The sequence below is a fragment of the Microbulbifer maximicatervae (SeqCode) genome, assembly GCF_052467325.1.
Genome location: NZ_CP174310.1, coordinates 897,778 through 915,689, shown reverse-complemented (window position 1 = coordinate 915,689; position 17,912 = coordinate 897,778). Strand labels below are relative to the sequence as shown.

General features: G+C 41.7%; 15 protein-coding genes. 5 read left to right on the top strand and 10 right to left on the bottom strand.

Annotation, left to right across the window (positions count from 1 at the left end):
- Nucleotides 1-164: 164 nt before the first annotated feature.
- On the top strand, nt 165-992 hold the full coding sequence (locus ACJJIE_RS04460) for a DUF2306 domain-containing protein (RefSeq protein WP_444893690.1): 828 nt from the start codon (nt 165-167) through the stop codon (nt 990-992).
- A gap of 601 nt (nt 993-1,593) precedes the next feature.
- Here ACJJIE_RS04460 and ACJJIE_RS04455 read toward each other — a convergent pair.
- The 4 genes from ACJJIE_RS04455 to ACJJIE_RS04440 all read right to left on the bottom strand — a co-directional run bounded on the left by ACJJIE_RS04455 (nt 1,594) and on the right by ACJJIE_RS04440 (nt 5,921).
- Nucleotides 1,594-1,944 carry a hypothetical protein gene (locus tag ACJJIE_RS04455; protein ID WP_282932555.1) on the bottom strand — a complete coding sequence of 117 codons (351 nt, stop codon included), beginning with the start codon at nt 1,942-1,944 and terminating at the stop codon, nt 1,594-1,596.
- A 152-nt stretch (nt 1,945-2,096) separates the two neighbouring features.
- Nucleotides 2,097-2,603 (bottom strand): GNAT family N-acetyltransferase, encoded by a 507-nt coding sequence (locus ACJJIE_RS04450; protein WP_444893689.1) that lies wholly within the window; start codon nt 2,601-2,603, stop codon nt 2,097-2,099.
- Between the two features lie 477 nt (nt 2,604-3,080).
- Complete coding sequence (locus tag ACJJIE_RS04445) at nt 3,081-3,554, bottom strand: TM2 domain-containing protein (protein WP_282932553.1); 474 nt, start codon at nt 3,552-3,554, stop codon at nt 3,081-3,083.
- A gap of 2,094 nt (nt 3,555-5,648) precedes the next feature.
- A complete protein-coding gene (locus ACJJIE_RS04440; RefSeq protein ID WP_282932552.1) occupies nt 5,649-5,921 on the bottom strand; it encodes a hypothetical protein in 273 nt (90 codons plus the stop codon).
- Between the two features lie 1,155 nt (nt 5,922-7,076).
- On the opposite strand from ACJJIE_RS04440, the gene ACJJIE_RS04435 reads away from it, so the two are divergent.
- Both ACJJIE_RS04435 and ACJJIE_RS04430 read left to right on the top strand, forming a co-directional pair.
- Complete coding sequence (locus ACJJIE_RS04435) at nt 7,077-7,571, top strand: DoxX family protein (protein ID WP_282932551.1); 495 nt, start codon at nt 7,077-7,079, stop codon at nt 7,569-7,571.
- Between the two features lie 857 nt (nt 7,572-8,428).
- A complete protein-coding gene (locus ACJJIE_RS04430; RefSeq protein WP_282932550.1) occupies nt 8,429-9,481 on the top strand; it encodes a DMT family transporter in 1,053 nt (350 codons plus the stop codon).
- 1,116 nt (nt 9,482-10,597) lie between these two features.
- Here the strand turns inward: ACJJIE_RS04430 and ACJJIE_RS04425 are convergent.
- The 3 genes from ACJJIE_RS04425 to ACJJIE_RS04415 all read right to left on the bottom strand — a co-directional run bounded on the left by ACJJIE_RS04425 (nt 10,598) and on the right by ACJJIE_RS04415 (nt 12,751).
- A complete protein-coding gene (locus tag ACJJIE_RS04425) occupies nt 10,598-11,290 on the bottom strand; it encodes a GlcG/HbpS family heme-binding protein (protein ID WP_444893688.1) in 693 nt (230 codons plus the stop codon).
- 331 nt (nt 11,291-11,621) lie between these two features.
- A complete protein-coding gene (locus ACJJIE_RS04420) occupies nt 11,622-12,176 on the bottom strand; it encodes a hypothetical protein (RefSeq protein ID WP_444893687.1) in 555 nt (184 codons plus the stop codon).
- A gap of 218 nt (nt 12,177-12,394) precedes the next feature.
- On the bottom strand, nt 12,395-12,751 hold the full coding sequence (locus ACJJIE_RS04415) for a VOC family protein (RefSeq protein WP_282932547.1): 357 nt from the start codon (nt 12,749-12,751) through the stop codon (nt 12,395-12,397).
- A gap of 866 nt (nt 12,752-13,617) precedes the next feature.
- On the opposite strand from ACJJIE_RS04415, the gene ACJJIE_RS04410 reads away from it, so the two are divergent.
- Nucleotides 13,618-14,442: a hypothetical protein gene (locus ACJJIE_RS04410; RefSeq protein ID WP_282932546.1), complete on the top strand. Its 825-nt coding sequence runs from the start codon at nt 13,618-13,620 to the stop codon at nt 14,440-14,442.
- Between the two features lie 20 nt (nt 14,443-14,462).
- The gene (locus tag ACJJIE_RS04405; RefSeq protein ID WP_444893686.1) at nt 14,463-15,359 is read left to right on the top strand and encodes a fatty acid desaturase family protein; all 897 of its coding nucleotides are present in this window, start codon (nt 14,463-14,465) and stop codon (nt 15,357-15,359) included.
- 724 nt (nt 15,360-16,083) lie between these two features.
- Here ACJJIE_RS04405 and ACJJIE_RS04400 read toward each other — a convergent pair.
- From ACJJIE_RS04400 to ACJJIE_RS04390, 3 genes are all read right to left on the bottom strand, one after another.
- A complete protein-coding gene (locus ACJJIE_RS04400) occupies nt 16,084-16,377 on the bottom strand; it encodes a hypothetical protein (protein WP_444893685.1) in 294 nt (97 codons plus the stop codon).
- 344 nt (nt 16,378-16,721) lie between these two features.
- On the bottom strand, nt 16,722-17,069 hold the full coding sequence (locus tag ACJJIE_RS04395) for a TM2 domain-containing protein (protein ID WP_282932543.1): 348 nt from the start codon (nt 17,067-17,069) through the stop codon (nt 16,722-16,724).
- A 463-nt stretch (nt 17,070-17,532) separates the two neighbouring features.
- Complete coding sequence (locus ACJJIE_RS04390) at nt 17,533-17,826, bottom strand: hypothetical protein (RefSeq protein WP_444893684.1); 294 nt, start codon at nt 17,824-17,826, stop codon at nt 17,533-17,535.
- Between the last annotated feature and the right edge of the window lie 86 nt (nt 17,827-17,912).

Below are 17,912 nucleotides of genomic sequence, written 5' to 3'. Positions count from 1 at the left end.
CCAGCTGTCATGGGACTTTCCGGGGAGACGGAAGCGGCAAACTCTCCACCCTTTGGGGGAGTTCGATTCCTGCCTGCGGCCGATGTGCGTAGGTCTGAAAAAGCAGAACATGTTCGGCAAGCATACTCAGACCCAATACGGACCATAATCGCCTGGAGAACCCCATGAACGACGCTGTACTCAGCCAAACACTACCGCGACCATTCGATACCCGGCGGGCAGTTAACCTGTCGGTAAAAGCCTGGTTCTGCATCGCGGCTATCGGCCATGCGATCTTCTTTGCCTATATCCTGGCCGTCTTCTACCCACCCATTGCCGAATCAGGAGTGCACGGTTTGAAAGGGCTACACCTGCCGGCAGGCTTCCGCGAGGGAGATATATTAGGCAACCTGGCTTCGGTAAGCCACGTGCTATTGGCCGCGATTGTCATCGGCGGTGGTCCACTTCAGCTAATCCCTTCGGTGCGGCGCCATGCCCCTAACTTCCACCGCTGGCTGGGACGCAGCTATCTACTGACCGCTGTCATCGCCAGTATTGCGGGGCTCTACATGACCTGGACGCGGCACACCTTTGGCAATCTGGTGTCGCAGATCAGCATTACGATGGACGGCATACTGATTCTGTTTTTTGCTTTTCTGGCAGTGCAGACTGCGATGGCCAGACGCATTGCTGAGCACCGCCGCTGGGCCTTGCGCCTTTTTATGGCAGCAAGTGCAGTGTGGTTTTTTCGTGTAGCCTTGATGGGCTGGGCAATGCTAACCGGCGGCTGGGGGATTGACTGGAAATCCTTTACCGGGCCTTTCCTATATGCCCTGGGCTTCGGCCAATACCTGCTCCCACTGGCCATGCTGGAATGGTATTTTCACTGTCAAAAGCGTGGAGCCGCACAAGGTACCCAGATTGCGTTTGTCAGTACATTAGTGCCGCTGACCGTGTTTATGGCCATTGGTATTTTTGCTGCTACGATGGGAATGTGGCTGCCACGGATCTAAGGCTACCTGGGCTGGTTATCGTGAACTTCTTGTGTTGATTTGGCTTTAGAGGTTCACGACTTGGAAATCCCGCTACTGGCTACTGGCTACTGGCTACTGAAGTAAGACACAAATTGCAATCCTGGGCACCCACTGAATAAAAGTACGATGAGCATCCGTACCCCCTCGCCGAATGGGAACCATCTATATACACAAAGAAAAATACGAAAAGCCTACAGAGAAGCAGCCCGGGATGGATTCTCCAATACGGAAGGTAATACAGAACCGTTAGCCAAATAGAGTCCCGCCCAGATTAAATAGGCCGTGATTACCGTATTAACCCCCGACAATTCAAATCTAGTGAAAAACAACTGAAGATCCTAATTGACGCATTCATTTAATACTCAGTTGGATACATCACCTAACACCCAGAGTTCAATGGACCAAGCCGTTAATCAGTAGTAAGTGATCAGGTTTGCATTACACACCTTACCCTCAATACTTACTAAAGGTCGTGTTTTGATTAGCTTGTTCGAAATGAAATACTTCGATCACCAAGGTATAAAGAAGAGCGTGATCAACAGTATTAGTAAAGCTACCGCCCCCTAAACCTGTTAAGTGATTACTTGACTCTATGAAAATATTCACGGCCAATTTCACTCTCTAGCTTTACCCAATACAGGTTCTCATTAACCACTGTAAGTTGGTAAGTATCTATTTTGCCAAATTTCTCGTATTCAACTTCGATTAAGTTACTTGTACACGTTTTGTAATTTATGCCTGATACATCCCCTGAAAAAGCAAAAGGGTAGCTTTTCCCTTCTATTACCACTTCTATATTTTCAGTTTCATGCACCTCTAGAAAGTCTTCCGAATATGTAATTATCATATGGCCAAAAGCGTATTTGACAAAGTCTAATTGCTTGCGCTCGACTTTTGGATTTTGGGATGCGTAATCATAGCTTTCTTTCATCGAGGACTTCCAAGTCCCAAAGAGAAACTCGCAAGAGTGCGCCACTTGAGAGCATAACATCAATAGGATTATAAAGACTGACTTCATTGCTTATTCACTTAACCAATTTGGAACTGCAAAGAGTTGGAAAATCAACGCCAATTAAGCGATCGCTATCCTTGGGTCGAGAATGCCTCATGGTACGCAACCTCTCCTTGCGGAAAATTACGGTTAAACGACAGCGCCTGGAAGTACTCTGCAGGAACCCCTGGCAAAACCAACCCCTCGACAACCTTAAAGCCAAACCGCCCATAGTAATTGGGGTCCCCTAGTACGACACAACCCGCAGCCCCCTGCTCTTTGAGGTCCGCAAGGGCTTTTTCCACTAGTTTTGAACCAACCCCCTCACCTTGATGCGCAGGCAATACCGAGATCGGCCCAAGCCCATACCAGCTAGTTGAATCATCAGAAATATTGACTGGAGAAATAGCAAGATTACCCAAAATTTCTCCATCTAATTCAGCCACTTGAGACAAAAATAGCGCACCAGCCCGGCGAAGAGCCCTCACAATAAATTGCTCAGTGTGATCAGTATACGGAGCTTCCCGAAAAGCTAATTCTATAACTCGGTGGATTAGCTCAATATCTCGGCTACTCTCATTGCGAATCTTGACGTCCAACTTTTTATCCCTTGAGGAAGTTAATTGTTAGTTCAAAAACGATGTCTATATATCCCATTTTTCTATAATTCCAAAATTCATCATCCCTCCATAGTAGCAATATAATTCTAGCTCTATCGCGGTTACACCCAGCAAGATTAAATGTTATATCAATTTTTGATTATCACGATATAGCCTAAAATCCTGCGATAAAAACGAACGAAGTAGACGCTTGAATATCGGCAATCTTTGTCTTTTCGAGAAGGCTCATTCTTTAGCAAAATTGTAAACCCAACGTATATTAGTTAGAGATTTTGGGGAATGCCGATACTTCAGAACCGCATATAAGATTACCCTATGCGCTCAGTTTCACAAAACCACTAACGCGGCCCACAACAAGTATAAAGCAGCATCCGAAGCTCTAAACTTATTTATATTCTCCATAACGTCTTAATGACGCCCCTTCTTAGAAAGGGCCGCCACTAAGTTATTATAAACTTATCGGGATTCCAATTGATGTTGTTGAGCACGAGTAACGTAGTCTTGATATGCCGGAATTGAAATGGCAGCCAATATTCCAATTACAGGAATTATTAAAAAGAAGAGTACAAGTACCAAAACTAATGCCGAACCACCCTTTTTATTTCCATACTTGTCAAACCACTTCTCGTTAGATGTGCATAAGAACACAATACCTTCGATAAAAGCGATTAATCCAGGAATTCCTGTCCAGCAGAACAGAAGATAGAACAATCCCCACCATTGGCCCAGATAAAATCTATGAAGACCAAAACCGCCTAAAAATATTGCCAACAGTCCAGCAGCCACTTTCCCCTTACCACCTATCTGCTGAGCCACTCCGCAACTTGGGCAAGTAGATGCCGTTCTTGAAATCTGGGAACCGCAATCCCTACAAAAGACCAAATTTCGCTCAAGTTCAGATGAGGGTTGCTCATAGATATTTCCGTCCAAAATAAGGCTCCTTAACCTACTTCTATAAATATAACAGTTCGCTGAAAAGCAGCATCTATATATCACGCTTCTCAATAATTCTAAAGCCCACTAATCCAATCTTCTCCACACACCCGCCTATTCCACCCCTAAGAATCAATTCCCAAGCCTCCCCTCCACTGAGTGGCCACTCATATCTTGCGTGCCGCTAGAAAACAACTAGATTGAGCCTCCTGAGGTGAATGGCAACCAAGTAAAGTTAGGCATCTATGCACCAAAAGACTGACCGTCCCACAGAACAAAGATCTAAGTACGCACTTACTACTGGGGTGGAAGGAAAGAATACACCACACTCGAGACACGCTGTGAATACATCCCTGTAAGCTCCTAATCGGCATCCATGCCTCATAGGGTCCCAAGCGCGGTGTATTCTTTCCTTCTCCCTTTTTAGTAATATGGACTAAAAGTAATTTATAGAGGACGTTGATAGCAGGCAATTCCAGAAAGGGAATCCAACAGAGCACCAAATCCTATAGAAGTTTCCCACTATCAGCGAACGATTCATTACTGGTAGCAACGCAAACCGTTTGGCATAGTTCCATGGAGATGACCAACCTGGCCTGCTTGATTATCGCCGCCTCACTCGATACCCACTACTAGCTATATCCGGCGATGCACCCCGTTACGTAAGCGTGAATATTGCCTCCCCTATACCTGTTGTTGGTAAAACCACTGTGAAAATAACTTGTGTGACCAAACATATCGGAATCGCCCTCTTTAGAACTGGATGTACGAATTCAAACTTCAGCCGATCAATAGTGACTGGAATAAGTAGCGGTCCATATGTGCATAGAAGAGTAAATGCACTCCCATCAATGGGAGTTATGGGACAAAAGGGAATTCTAATTGCAGAAGCAGGAATCATTCTTAAAGAAGCAAAAAACATAAAGTACTTATGCGAGTACAAGCTACACCTATAAATCACTCCCAAGATATAGAATACAGCAAAGAAAATAATTTTGTGTAAAACTTCTCAAAATAGACTTTGCTTCAGCGGATTTGGACAATCCATAATTCCAGGCATCATCTCAATACCACTAACCATCTAAAACAAAGAGCAAAACACTCACGTACCCAGGCTTCCTATGGATGGCGAATTTTCTCGAGAAAACCAAAAGGGGTTGGATACAAAATAAAATATACCAACCTAAATACAATATTTCATGAGCAACAGGATCGAAGGGTTCACTCTTTGTGAGTAGCGAGGAATCAGTGATGTGAGAATTACACAAAGTAGAACGATAGAAAACTTGCGGTAAAGGAGGCTACGCTTAAAACCGGAAACCTTTTTTGATACTGCGAGTCACTTACCTCCTCCAAATTAGTATCCTTTTATTGTTACTAGCGACTCACAGTTAACCCAAGGAGCTCCTTACAAAGCCTTCTCAATAATTAGTGCTTACGTACCACTGAGAGCCAGAAGACTGTAAACTAGCTGCCCCCCCGCATACCAGATTAGCGAAACCGGATCAAATTCGGTGAAAGACTAAAAGTAAAGATAAGCATTCATCCCTCAAGCCTATCCCCACCCACGGTGAAGAGGCCTAAAAGGAATGAGAAGCAGGAAGTGGCAAGAAATGTTAGGCCATGATTATCGTGCTGACTTCAGCATAACCAGCCACAGGTAAAAAATATCGTAGGCTCAGTAAAAGCGATGTAGATAGCTAGAATAAGATCTATATCCTAGCAGGCCGGCCAGCTGGTACCGCCGTACTTTATGGTTCGATTGTCGGCTACCCCGGGTAATCATTTGGTTAAAATACGATATTAAAGTCTCTCTTTGTATGGCTCTCGCTCCATACGCAAGTAGTATTGCCCTTCCATGAAGAGACTCAGGCTCAAAATTTATTACTTCTGCCCAATTAGCAGGGGCAAGCTCAACAGGAACTCACCAAGCGCCACCCAATTCCCCTAAAGCTACTGCCACTGCAAATCGCTACCAGTCCAACGTGTAGCCTGTCTTGTGGAGCCCAGTTTTTTGTGGCCGAAATGACTTCAATGGTCTTGTACCGGAATTACAGGAGGCCCCACACTTTGAGTGTTACTGGAATTAAGCTAAAAATTGATCTTCCCATCTTCACCCAAAATTAAATGATTAAGGACTTGATCTTTTGACAATTTACTCTTTCCCTGTAAATCAGTCTCTCGTTGCTCCAGCATTTTAGCTCGAGGCGTTTTTCCTAAATCCTGGGTAGCTCCACCGCTACTAGGAATATTTACATATGGATCACCGGACCAAAGCTCGGCATTAAGCAGATCCTCTTGGCTAGCACACCCTACCCCGCATACAGCCATGAATATGGCCATTACAATCAATTTACTACTCATAATCCTCTGAACTCTACACAATACATTATCGCCGATCTCACTAGACCGATCCGTTGCATGGCCTGGTTATCTATTGTATTTGGTGAGATACAAATAGGAACAAAACCAGCCTCCATGTGCCAACTACCTTTAGAACGCCACATTGTAGCTTGATTAGGCCATGATTAAGAGAAATTTTGTGTTCAAGACTTCATAATTCTGCCACCAAAGAAGACTTTCATCGCTTATTTAGCTCCTACCTTCTTGCCATATCGCCCACCGACCTGCCCCACTACAAAGAGCTAGTTACCGCCATGACATCTTCATCCACTACTTGGCGATCACTAGCAAGCATGTGCCCTTAAAACAGTAACTCAGAAGGGGCCTGTACATTGGTACGAATGCTCCAGCGCTACAACCAACTCGAATGGAAGTCAAGCAAAATTGACGCCTCTATCACCAAACCCCTTAGTGTTGCTGTGCAGGGCCATGTGCGCATCAGTAGTTATCAATGAAAGTCATTAATGACACGACAAGGGCAAGCGAGCTCTTTAATTCAGAGCCGCTTGAGTTTCTTTGAATTGGCGAACCTACATCAAAGGTATCGGCGTATGTTTTCATTGTATGTTCCTCATCACTAACATGTCTTTTTTATTACAACTTCCCCCAGATTTTCCGACGCCATTATCATCCTCATTTTCAGGCGAAACCTAACCGTAAGAAGGAAGAAACAGCACGCAAGGTACTCTTGCGTGGAGACTTAAAGGAGAGCTATCAAACTGTTCGCCGCCTATCATATGGCGCAATTTCAAAGGTCAGTATTCAATTTGACTTGCCCCGACATCTAGCTGGACTAAGATGTTTGAGGGTTAATGAGTCATTACGTGTCTACCCTGCTTTTAGGTGGTTCTATCTCAGCCTGGTTCAAATATGGGTATCTAGCTGGACTGGCCATTAGAAGTTATCAGTACATATTCCACCTTTGGCCGATGAATCACCCGTAACACTCATTACACATACATCTGAAATGTTAACTTCCTGATAATTATTTTAGGCACAATTACGAGGCTCACGAATTTTATATCGACACAATATTACCCACAGAATGTAAAACAGATATTCAAGTGCAGAAGCTTCTTAACTGAGCACTCACAATTAGGATGTAAGAGGACATATATGTTTACACAACTCTCTCCTTTAATTAAAAAACTACTAATTGGTGATCGCAGCTGGGAATGGATACCCATTTTAGTTGCACGCCTATCTCTGGGGCTATTTTTTTCAGTGTCTGGATATAACAAACTATTCGATCCCAAAAAACATGAAGATCTTATAAATTTGATGAATGAAATAGGAATGCCTTTCCATGAATTTATGGCGATAGTTTTAGCTAGTATAGAATTTTTTGGTGGACTGTTATTGTTTGTTGGACTCTTGTCAACACCTGTCGCAATTGTATTGACGATTACAATGATTGTTGCTATCGCTACGGTCGAAATTGAACATGTTATTCCTAAAGGTATTGGGCCACTGGATTGGATGAGCTGGTTTCTTTATCTACCTCAAGTCTTATATATTATTTTATTTATTTGGTTAATGGCTACTGGCCCAGGTCGATTTAGCTTAGATTATCTAATCGCCAATAAGTTAGGACTTACCAAGAGCAGTTAAATAAAATATATAGATACGCAGGCATAACAGATGCACACTGAATTGCTATCAGCATTAGCGTAATCCTTGCTTTGCAATAATCAGAATTTGCAACTTCTCAGAAACATACAACCCTGAACACTCGAGAACATACTTCAAATACTAACAACCAAAGTGGAAAACCAGAAAAATTGGCGAACAGCCAACCCACCTTATATCGCCAACATTAATTTTTATATATTAGAAGAATATCCTTGTGCTATATATTGAGAATCTCGATCTTAATATACAGTTAGCTTTGGCTTTATTCTTCTCTACCTTATAGCCGCTCATAGAGCCCATTACATTATACGTGTTGAGAAGGTGTAAGTTCATAGCCATGAACATTTAATTTAAAATATAGTGGACTGTCATAGGGAGTTCCACTTATAGAAACACAAGTTACTAAAAAGGGAGAAGGGAAGAATACACCGCGCTTGGGACCCTATGAGGCATGGATACCGATGAGGAGCTTACAGGGATGTATTCACAGCGTGTCTCGAGTGCGGTGTATTCTTTCCTTCCACCCCAGTAGTAAGAGACTATTCCACCCTCCTCCAGTACTACAAATCTCATAATCACATATTTCTCACAAAATTCCGGAATAATCTTTCCACCTCATAAACATAAGTAAGAATGGCTTTAACACACTGAGAAGCATTCGATGCAGTATTTTCACATGGATAGACATTCTTCTTTTGAGCACTATCAGTTATTAGAATTGGTCTACACTAGTCCACATCAGACAAAGCCACTCACCGTTACCAAATAGTAGGGCATGCTTAACCCGGGAAGAATTTAATTTACTGGAACATGCCGCAGCGACCAAGGGATATCAAATGGAAAAACAACCCGCCGTAAAAAGTACTCGATTTTGGTTGTGGATTTCTATTCTTATTTTTGCCGCATCCAACTCTGTCGTTGCTAAAATAGGCGAGCTTGGAGCCCACTATCCCATTCATGGGCACAATCCAATTTCCTTCTGTAACCTCTTATTCGCTGGAAATCTTCTGGCGGGTATAACTCTTCTTATCATTTATAGAAAAGATTGGCGTCTCGACCTTCTAAAGCAGTACCCCTTTAAAGACTGGTTTTACATGTTTGTACTCATTTTAATGTCTGGAGTTCTTGCTCCCGCATTCTTCTTTATTGCCCTAATGATTACAGAGGTAACCAATGTAGTTTTAATCTCAACCCTAGATGCACCCTTAGGACTACTACTAGCTTATGTAATGTTCCGGGAGAGGCCTACAGGGTTCTCGATAGTCGGTGCACTTATTGTAACCGTAGGTGTTATTGCTATTTTCGCTCTGAATCAACCCCCAATGGAAAATCAGATGACAATGAAAATGCTGGATGTTGGAAATCCAGCTGTGAACCAATTTCTACAAACCCTCCCCAAAGCTGGAGAGATTTTAACGGCGGTAGCAACACTTTTAGGGGTGATTGCCGTTCAAGTGAGCCGGAAACTACTTGATCGTGTTCCTATTGGTGTATTTTCAGTTTTCCGTATGCTTGCAGGAGTGATCCTCTTTTCGATTATTGTTCTCTCTGTATTTGGCCCTAACCACTTTGACGACCTTTTTTCCCCTTTCCTCTGGGTATGGATGCTTGTATACGGAGCAATCATTATCGTTTTTGGGCAGATCACATGGTTTAAAGGTCTTCAAGGAGGTGCAAGCTCTGCTGATATCTCCATCGCGACAGCCATCACTCCGGTTGCTGGTACCTTCTTCGCCTTTCTTATCTTGCAAGAGGTCCCCAACTTTGCTCAAATCATTGGGGGAGTCATCATTATGGCAGGAATAGCCACCTCTTTGCTCGGGCAATATCGTGAACAGAAAGCTGTCGAAATGAAGTATAAGAAGCCATGCTCATTTAAGGGGGTGTAGCCCTTTAAAGCTTCATTATCAGCAAAGAGCTACAGGCTTAGGGCACCCAATTAGACGAAGAGATATTGATCTACTGAGATAGATAAAGTAATAGAAGAAGAGTTTTACAGAATATAAACCCAAAATCACCACTCTGTATGGCGGAAGCGTTTCACTTACATTAATCGATTTATGTACGATACATCCGCTAGTTCATACCAAGTAGATGTTCGCCTCTAGCCAATATAAAGCTAGCAGGTTGATCGATGTACATATTATCCAATTCTCTTTGCTATCTTCGACATAATAAAGATAGCAATCCAGGAAAGCTACCCCGATAAATATATAAGCTTACTAGACAATTGATTGAAGAGAGAATTTGTGTAAAGCTAAAATTCTAGTACTTGGAGGAATATCTCAACCATATAACTTGAGATCAAAAGTGTGAAGTTAAAGTTAGTATCACCACGGAGGACTTTAAACAACTTCACCAGTATTAATTTATTAGATATCGCAACAAAGCCACTAATAAGCCAATACATATCTTCTGCCATTTTATTCAAATGTAACAATTAACTACCTCAGAGCGAAAAGTTAGCCCCCCTTTTGTAGGCAGTACTCCGTCTCCATTATTGCGTTACCAAAATATAAGTCTGTCCAGGCCAGGCTATAAAACAAGTTATAGTTGATTCAGCCCTTTTTATAATAATATTCAAGAACAAGCTTATCTTTATGTAACAAAAGAACACATTCATAATCACCATACCTCCCCTCTCCCAGCTCCTGAGTAAGTATAAAGATAGAACTTTCACTATTATCATCGGTTACCAGCTTTCCAATATGATTCCATCCTTCTTATTAGCGGAACTTGAGTCAATATAAGCTTCTGTAAGATCTGGTGTATTTATCGAAGGAATATCTCAAATTATTGACATCAAACTCCGGCAATTCTGGACACCCTTACTAACTACTCCAGAAACACATTGGTGCCAAGCGCTGCCGCACTCACCACTAATGTAGTTATACTGTCTAAATGTTTTACCTGAAAAAACTATTTTCAAAAGAATCGTAAATAAATAGGTTAACTTGAAAAATTTCACCAGAAATATAATTTTACAGCATCGTGTTTGGTCATTTTCATCTAGATCTAACCGGATGAGTTTTAGAAAAACCTGCAGCTATATCAGCAGCCTCAGTCGAGCATATGGGATGCCCCCAGCCACTTGAACTGACATCATCGACAATATCGTTGACAATGTTGTCATCGTTGCTTGGACTGACGCCAGCAGGAACATAGTCCAAATTGAGCTTATGCCGAAGTTTCCATGCGATATTATGGTCTGCACAAGAACTGTCACCACTTAGCCCAACAGCACCAAGAAGCTCTCCAGCTTCACTGTACAATGCTAAACCGCCACCAAATACGTTAACCCCACCAATCTTCTTACCAATCATAGGGTCGCACTCTGTGCCAAATTCACTTGATGAGCCACCATAAGCTACGCTAGTATCAACTGGATTGCTATGCTGCAAACCGTACAAACTACCGCCTGGTTGAACCGCTGAAAACAGATTGGCTGTAGAAAGTGATAAACCTGGAAGGCTGAATGAATTTGCTGTATTTGCTTTTTGTGCAGAAATGACTCGGCTCCCAGGCCATTGATCTCCTCTATCTTTACCCGAGAATACAACCGCTTTTACGACTCCATCTCTATCAACTACGGTAGCCCACATATTGAGATTAAATCCACCGTTTCCTTGACTGATAACTTCTCTGAGAGCCCTCTTAAGTTCAGAATGTACGGGTAACTTATCTGAATTGACCTCCACTTTAACTTCCCCTTTTATTGTTTAAGTGGTTGATGACTATCCATACTAGTGCATTTTCTCAAATACTCCAGAGGCCTCGAATACTGAGGACTATCCCTTACACCTGAAATTTTTAATTTTGCAATTGATTTAGATGCGTCTTTTGGATAGCTGATAGTTTATATACCTACAGTTTCACTTATTTCTACTACTGCATACATCATCACTGCAGGATAGGCTATATCCTCACTGCCGAAACGATTGGGGGGGGCTAGAGTGGCTTATTATTTACTTTTACAAGAGTCTAGATTTATAGGTGATATGATACGTAATAATCTTATCCTACTACCGATCATTTTGAGTGACTGAAAGGATCATAACCTGCCACCCAAAATACATTTTCTGCACCATTCCCACCTACTGTATCAAATGATTCATACACCCATAGATCAGGATCTAAATCTCTATCTATTTTATTTGAGAGATAGTGAATATTACCTTTGATTGATACATTCTTAGGATTTGAGGAAAATATTAAAACCAATGTCTTTAATGAGTCGCATTTTCTTAATTTATCAAAGTCACTTCTGATTCCTGGTATTTCTGGACTGCCTGCTGAACTCATCCAACGCTTCATTTCCACGGCAACCTCTACTTTCGAGGGGAGATCTTCCCTAAATACAACAAGATCAATGAGGTCATACTCTACCTGAATCCTTCTGGAAAAGTGTCTAAACAGGTACCTTGCAATTATAAACTGATAGTATCGTTCATTGTTTATACTCAGAACCCCAGTCTTATCGCATGAGTAGCATTGATTATTAGAAAGTGACTCACGAAGATAATGATCCTCCTCCTTGAGAGCATCACAAGATAAAAAAACTAATTCCTTTAACAACGATTCCATCTAAACCCCAAAATGATATTGCCCGACGTATTGCTGGGCCGTACATTAAGACTAAGCCTTGAGAGGAAATGGCTATCCTCAATAAACATAAACCCAGTCAAATAATATTCATAATTTTCTAAGGCTCCAGCCTTCAAACAACAATAACATTCTCCTATTAATTTACCAAAAGTTAAAGCTACGCCTTACTTAGATCTCAGGGGAAACCTATCCTATCACTACTGCAGGAATTCTCTAAGCTGAATATGATTGCCTTCAGGATCCGCTATATTACACACTTTAAAAATTGAATTTGACCATTCGCCTTTCAAAGCCTTACCGCCCAACCCCTCCGCTTTACTCTTTGCAGTATTAAGACTTTCAACTGCAATATACAATTTAACAGCATTAAATTTCCGCTCCGGAATTTCCTCAGGCGGGGCATGTACAACAACATTAAACCCTCCCCCACCTATACTAACCAGCTTATCTGTTTTATGCAGCACAGATAGGTCAAACATCTTTAAATAAAATTCGGAGAGAGCCTGTATATCCTTTGCATATATAATAGCTCCAAATTTTACTATTTCACTCATAATTGAGACACCTGCAAAATTATAACCCCTACCGCATTGAGCGATTAGCCAAGGCATAAAAGCTTTCAGTATATTAGATAGTCACTCGGGGCTAAAGCTTTATCTAAAGCCTACAATTGAAGATGGCTTTGCCTTTGAGTGGCCAGGACCAATATTTATTATCTGTTTTATAGATACCCACTTAAGCCTACCAACAATTTAGGGGTACACTCAATAAACAGACAACAATTGAAACGAGTGGCTAATAGAAATTTTTTTCGGACCCATTACGATCTTGACCCGCTCTTCTCAAAGTTTATTTCAGTAAATTCTTACGTTCGACCAGCTATCCGTTTTGATAGGCAACTAGATGCCCCCTCTAAAATTGTCATACAAGCAAGATACATACCTACTAAAGCCTATTATCCCTAGCAGGCCTCCTTCACCTTAGCCACAAATATTGGAGAAATAATGCTATGAAGATGGCGACTTTTATCAGTCTACCTATTCGCACACAGAGGCGGGGTTGAGATCTAACATTCCGAGGTAGCGTACTTTCCAAGTCATTTCTAACAGCACTCAACCTATACCCAGAAGCCACTCTCGTGGCTCATACAAGCCGAACGAAAAGCATTCTTTGCTTATCTCGTATAAGTTAAAATGCAGCATATATAGCCCTTTTTCTAACCAGCCGACCAGCTCCCCAAGGGAGAGAAAAGCGCCAAATCACCGCTCTATTACAAGAAACTCTCAAATAGGCAACGATACCAGTCAACCGGGGATAGTTATTATCGTTGATCCAGGCGCCTTTTAGAGGTCGCAAAGATTACGATACCTTGCATGTTGTGTTCGAGTCTGTAATATGTAGTTAAACACGCGTCAGGGATTTGATCGTTAAAATCATTATGTATCAGTATACGTATGAGCCTACTCCCAAAAATGTCCTACTGGACTTAATGGGTGTAAATAGGCGCCATGAGCTTTCAACTAGTCAGCTAGGGTTCATATCTGACGCATTTGACATTTCCACCAATAATCTTCGCGTAACGTTAAATAGATTGGTTGGAAGCGATCTGATTACTCATGATGGGCGCGGCATGTACCGCTTAACGGAAAAAGCTTTAGCGAAACGAGCTTTTATTAATCGCTGGCAACAAAATACCTTTCACTACGAAAGTTGGGATCACAGTTGGATCACTTGTCACTTGCCCAAAGGAGTATCACGTACTACTCGAAAGAAGTCATTGATGGTTCTCGAATGGTATGGCTTTGCCGCTGGGCTAGACCAATTGTGGGTACGCCCTAATAATTTGAAGCTAGCTCATTCTGAAATAACTGTAGAACTGGAAACTCTTGGCCTCGAAGAAGGTGCGTATTGCTTTGTACTACAGGAAGTACCAGATTTACTGGCCTCCCATTGGGCTCATCAGTTATGGGATGTTGAGAAGCTCGATAGCGAATATGAAGCTCTTGTACAAACTCTTGAAGATAGCCTAAAAGCTCTTTCAGGGAAACCTGTTTGCGCAACATTGTATGAGACATGTCGCTTAGGTGGTGAGGCTATCCATCGACTAGCGGTTGATCCTCTATTGCCGAGAAATATTAGACCTCAAAATAGGTATCAACAGTTGAGAAATATCGTGCACAAATACGATCGCGTTGGTCGGAAAATTTGGCTAGATCAATTGAAGACGTTAGGTGTTGACGAATAATCACGACAAGGTGCTACACAATGAATGTTCCTATTAGCAAAGAAGAACTCAAGCCTTTTCTCCAGCGTAGTGACACCAAAGCTTTATGGATTGTTTCAAGGACATGGCTTGAAATTTCAGGAATTTTTTTAATTTCGGCATTGCTACCCCACTGGTCTACTTATATCGCAGCTATCTTCTTGCTTGCGGGAAGACAACAGGCGTTGGCAGCGATCATGCACGAAGCCGGTCATAAAACACTTTTTGCAACACGCTCCTACAATAATTTTGTTGCAAAGTGGTTATCTTCTCCTTTTTTGCTAATGGATGGTGAGACCTACATTAAAAGCCATCTAAAACATCACCGAAATGCTGGCACCGATCAAGACCCAGACCTAAAGAACTATAAGGACTACCCGGTAAGTAAGAAAAGTCTGCTCAGAAAATTTACTCGGGATTTTTTGGGAATTACAGGTTTAAAGGCGAATCTATATTTATTTTTGAGCGGACGAGATCTATTAAGTCGAAATAAACGGACAAATTACCAGCTTACACGCGGCCTTTTTGTTAATGGCATCATGTTTGCCATATTGTGGGCCTCCGGATTTCCTCAACTGTATGCTTTGTGGGTAATTGCCTACCTGACTGTGTATATGGCTATTATACGTATGCGTCAAATTGCCGAGCACGCTGGGGTCAAAGACCTATATCACTTGGAACCAAAATATAATACACGATCCATTCCCAGGGGGCTTTTAGGCTTATTATTTGTCAGTCCCACCGATGGACTAAGCTACCACTGTGAACATCATGCATTTATGGCTGTCCCTACCTACAACCTAAAAGCGCTACATAAATTTCTTAAAGTGCGTGGGTATTATAATGATGTGGAGATGGCCGGAGATTACTTTGGCGTATTGAAACAAGTAGTTAAATAATGTTTAATTGCTATTATCCTCTTAGAGAAAGAACAATTTAGGCCTCGATTCCCGACCGGTGCATACAGCATTGTTTTCCCAGTTCTTAAAATATTGTGATATTGCTGAATATAGTCATAAGCAGCAGCAAAGCTTTTTAGCATGTGAGAAGCTATTTTCTAAAGCTTTGCTGCTTTCTAAACCTCCATTGGTGAGTGTCTCCAGACCCCCAACTCTACATAGAAAAAGACTCAGCTATTACTTTCTACCGCAAGCTAAAAATACCAGGTGTTTTCGGCAGCTTCCCTAATGACGGTCTTAGCCAACAAATAATTTGAATTTAATATCGGAAGAGCAGAGTTTGAATTATTAATAATTAAAGGAATTTCGGTACACCCAAGTATAACCGTATCACAGTCTGGGCAGGTTAAGAAATCAGCGCCTTGAGCTTTTTAGCAGAGGGCAGCATTAGCTCAGCAATCCCCATTAAATCGCGAGCACTTAGTCTATCCACATAATTCCCTAAGGAATGAGTAAACATAGAAACCTCAGGGTGTCTATAGACCCCTAAAAGTTTTAGGACTCTCAGTACATATCGTTTTGTAACTTAGGGCCGCACCTTCGGCTGAGCATCCAAATATACCTATATATTTCGACAACATGTTTACTATATCGATACCCTCAGCCTCTAATATCTTTTTGATATTCATAGCGTTAACCACGTTCAGGATTACCTGAATTCAATTTAATCTGCGTTACCTGAATCGAAGAAGTTGCTCTCAGAATAATCATCTCTCCCCCAATGAGAATTGCTCATAGAAGCAATGGAAGACTCTATTTCTTTTCTAATATCCATTGAACTTAGGTTCACACCAAGACTCGTGTAATATATATCAAATTGATCTTTGCCGGACCACATATATATTACATAAGCTTCATGCTTGCAATACTTTGGGAAGTGTTTTTTTACGCTCTTGGATACTTTATCCCCAGGGTATTTCTTCTTGTTTCCCCAGTCATCCGAAAGCTTACGCTTCAAATCCCTTTTGAAAACCTGTATAGCTTTCCGTCAGCCTCCTAAATTAAAAAACCACACACCTAGCGCCCCTTACCATATCCACTACCAATAGACAATTTAATGGTAACATGCACTGTGAATTGAAGATCGACGAATGTTAATGCACTTTAATCTATAGCGATTTAATTTTTTACCCCAATTGGCATTTTCAAAATAAACCGATTTCATAACTTATGAACACTATCAGTCAGCTCATTAAAAATTTGATTGGGTAGATTTGATGTGGCTAATATTAAGTATTTTCAAAACTGAAAACTTATTTATAGACATGCGCCGCATAGCGGCGCTGCATATATAGGGCAACTCTAAATATTACCAAACTTTTGGTTGAATGCTTCATCACTCATAGTCAATAGAATGATAAATTCAATAAAGGCTACAATTGCGGGGATGAATGTCCAGAAAAACACTAGATATAGAATCCCTAAACCAACCTGCCCAAGATAGAATTTATGAACACCAAACCCACCTAGAAAAAAGGCAAGCAATGCTGCTGCAACTTTACTCTTGCCGTTTGGAGCCAACCCAGATCGCGCTGACTGTCTTACCCCGCATTTAGGACAAATTTCCGCTCTTTCTTTAATGTTTTCCCCACAGTCACTACAGAACTTTTCGTCAGCTCCCTTGACTCTATCCACAACTACGTCATTCATTTTAAATAATCTCCGTTTTGCCACTATGTAGAACTTGGCGCCCGTGCTTTATACACACCTTTTGGGATTATTCAAAGCCTCAACATAACAAAATTGTTTAATAGATCCCCCCTAAACCAACACAAACACAAACAGTCGTACCACTTAAGGAGCTAGAGCGCCATAAATATCCATACTTATAAATATTACTTCCGGATATAGGGAGCTTATCGGTTAATAAATGCCTATTTATATATCACCTTCGAGGGGGGGGCTATGAAGATCCAGGGTAGAGGCAACCTCTTTCGTGTCAATGGCTCATCGGTGTCCCGTTTATACTACCGTATACTCCGGGCACTTAAATTTAAGCCGTCGGATTTATTATTGGGAACCTATAACCTTACTTAGAATTTATATCTTAGTAGCTAAACCGCGACTCAAATGATTTACATAGTGTATTGGTCAACTAATGTCGGGCAGTAAGTTAAGTTTTTTCTTCTGTTTTTCCAGTTGGAACTCTGCCATTGTATTGGTAGGGACGCTCGATGTTGTAGCAATTTATCAAATAATGACTGGTATCTTGGCTTGCTCGTGCTAAGGCGCTGTAACCGGGAGAAGGTATCCGTTCACTCTTCAGATTCCAGAACTGGCGACTCATGTATTGACCTCCTTGATCCGGGTGGAACAGAACTCCATCTAGTTTTCCTTGCTGCTCCCAGGCCAGCTCCTGTACTTTTATAGTTAATACTGTATTTGAGCGTCCTGAGAAAGGCGCCAAACAACCTATCCTCTCTATCACTCCCATCTAATTTACGCTGTGCAGTTCTGGCCCTGTAATCTATTCATCAGCTGCTATCTTGCTTT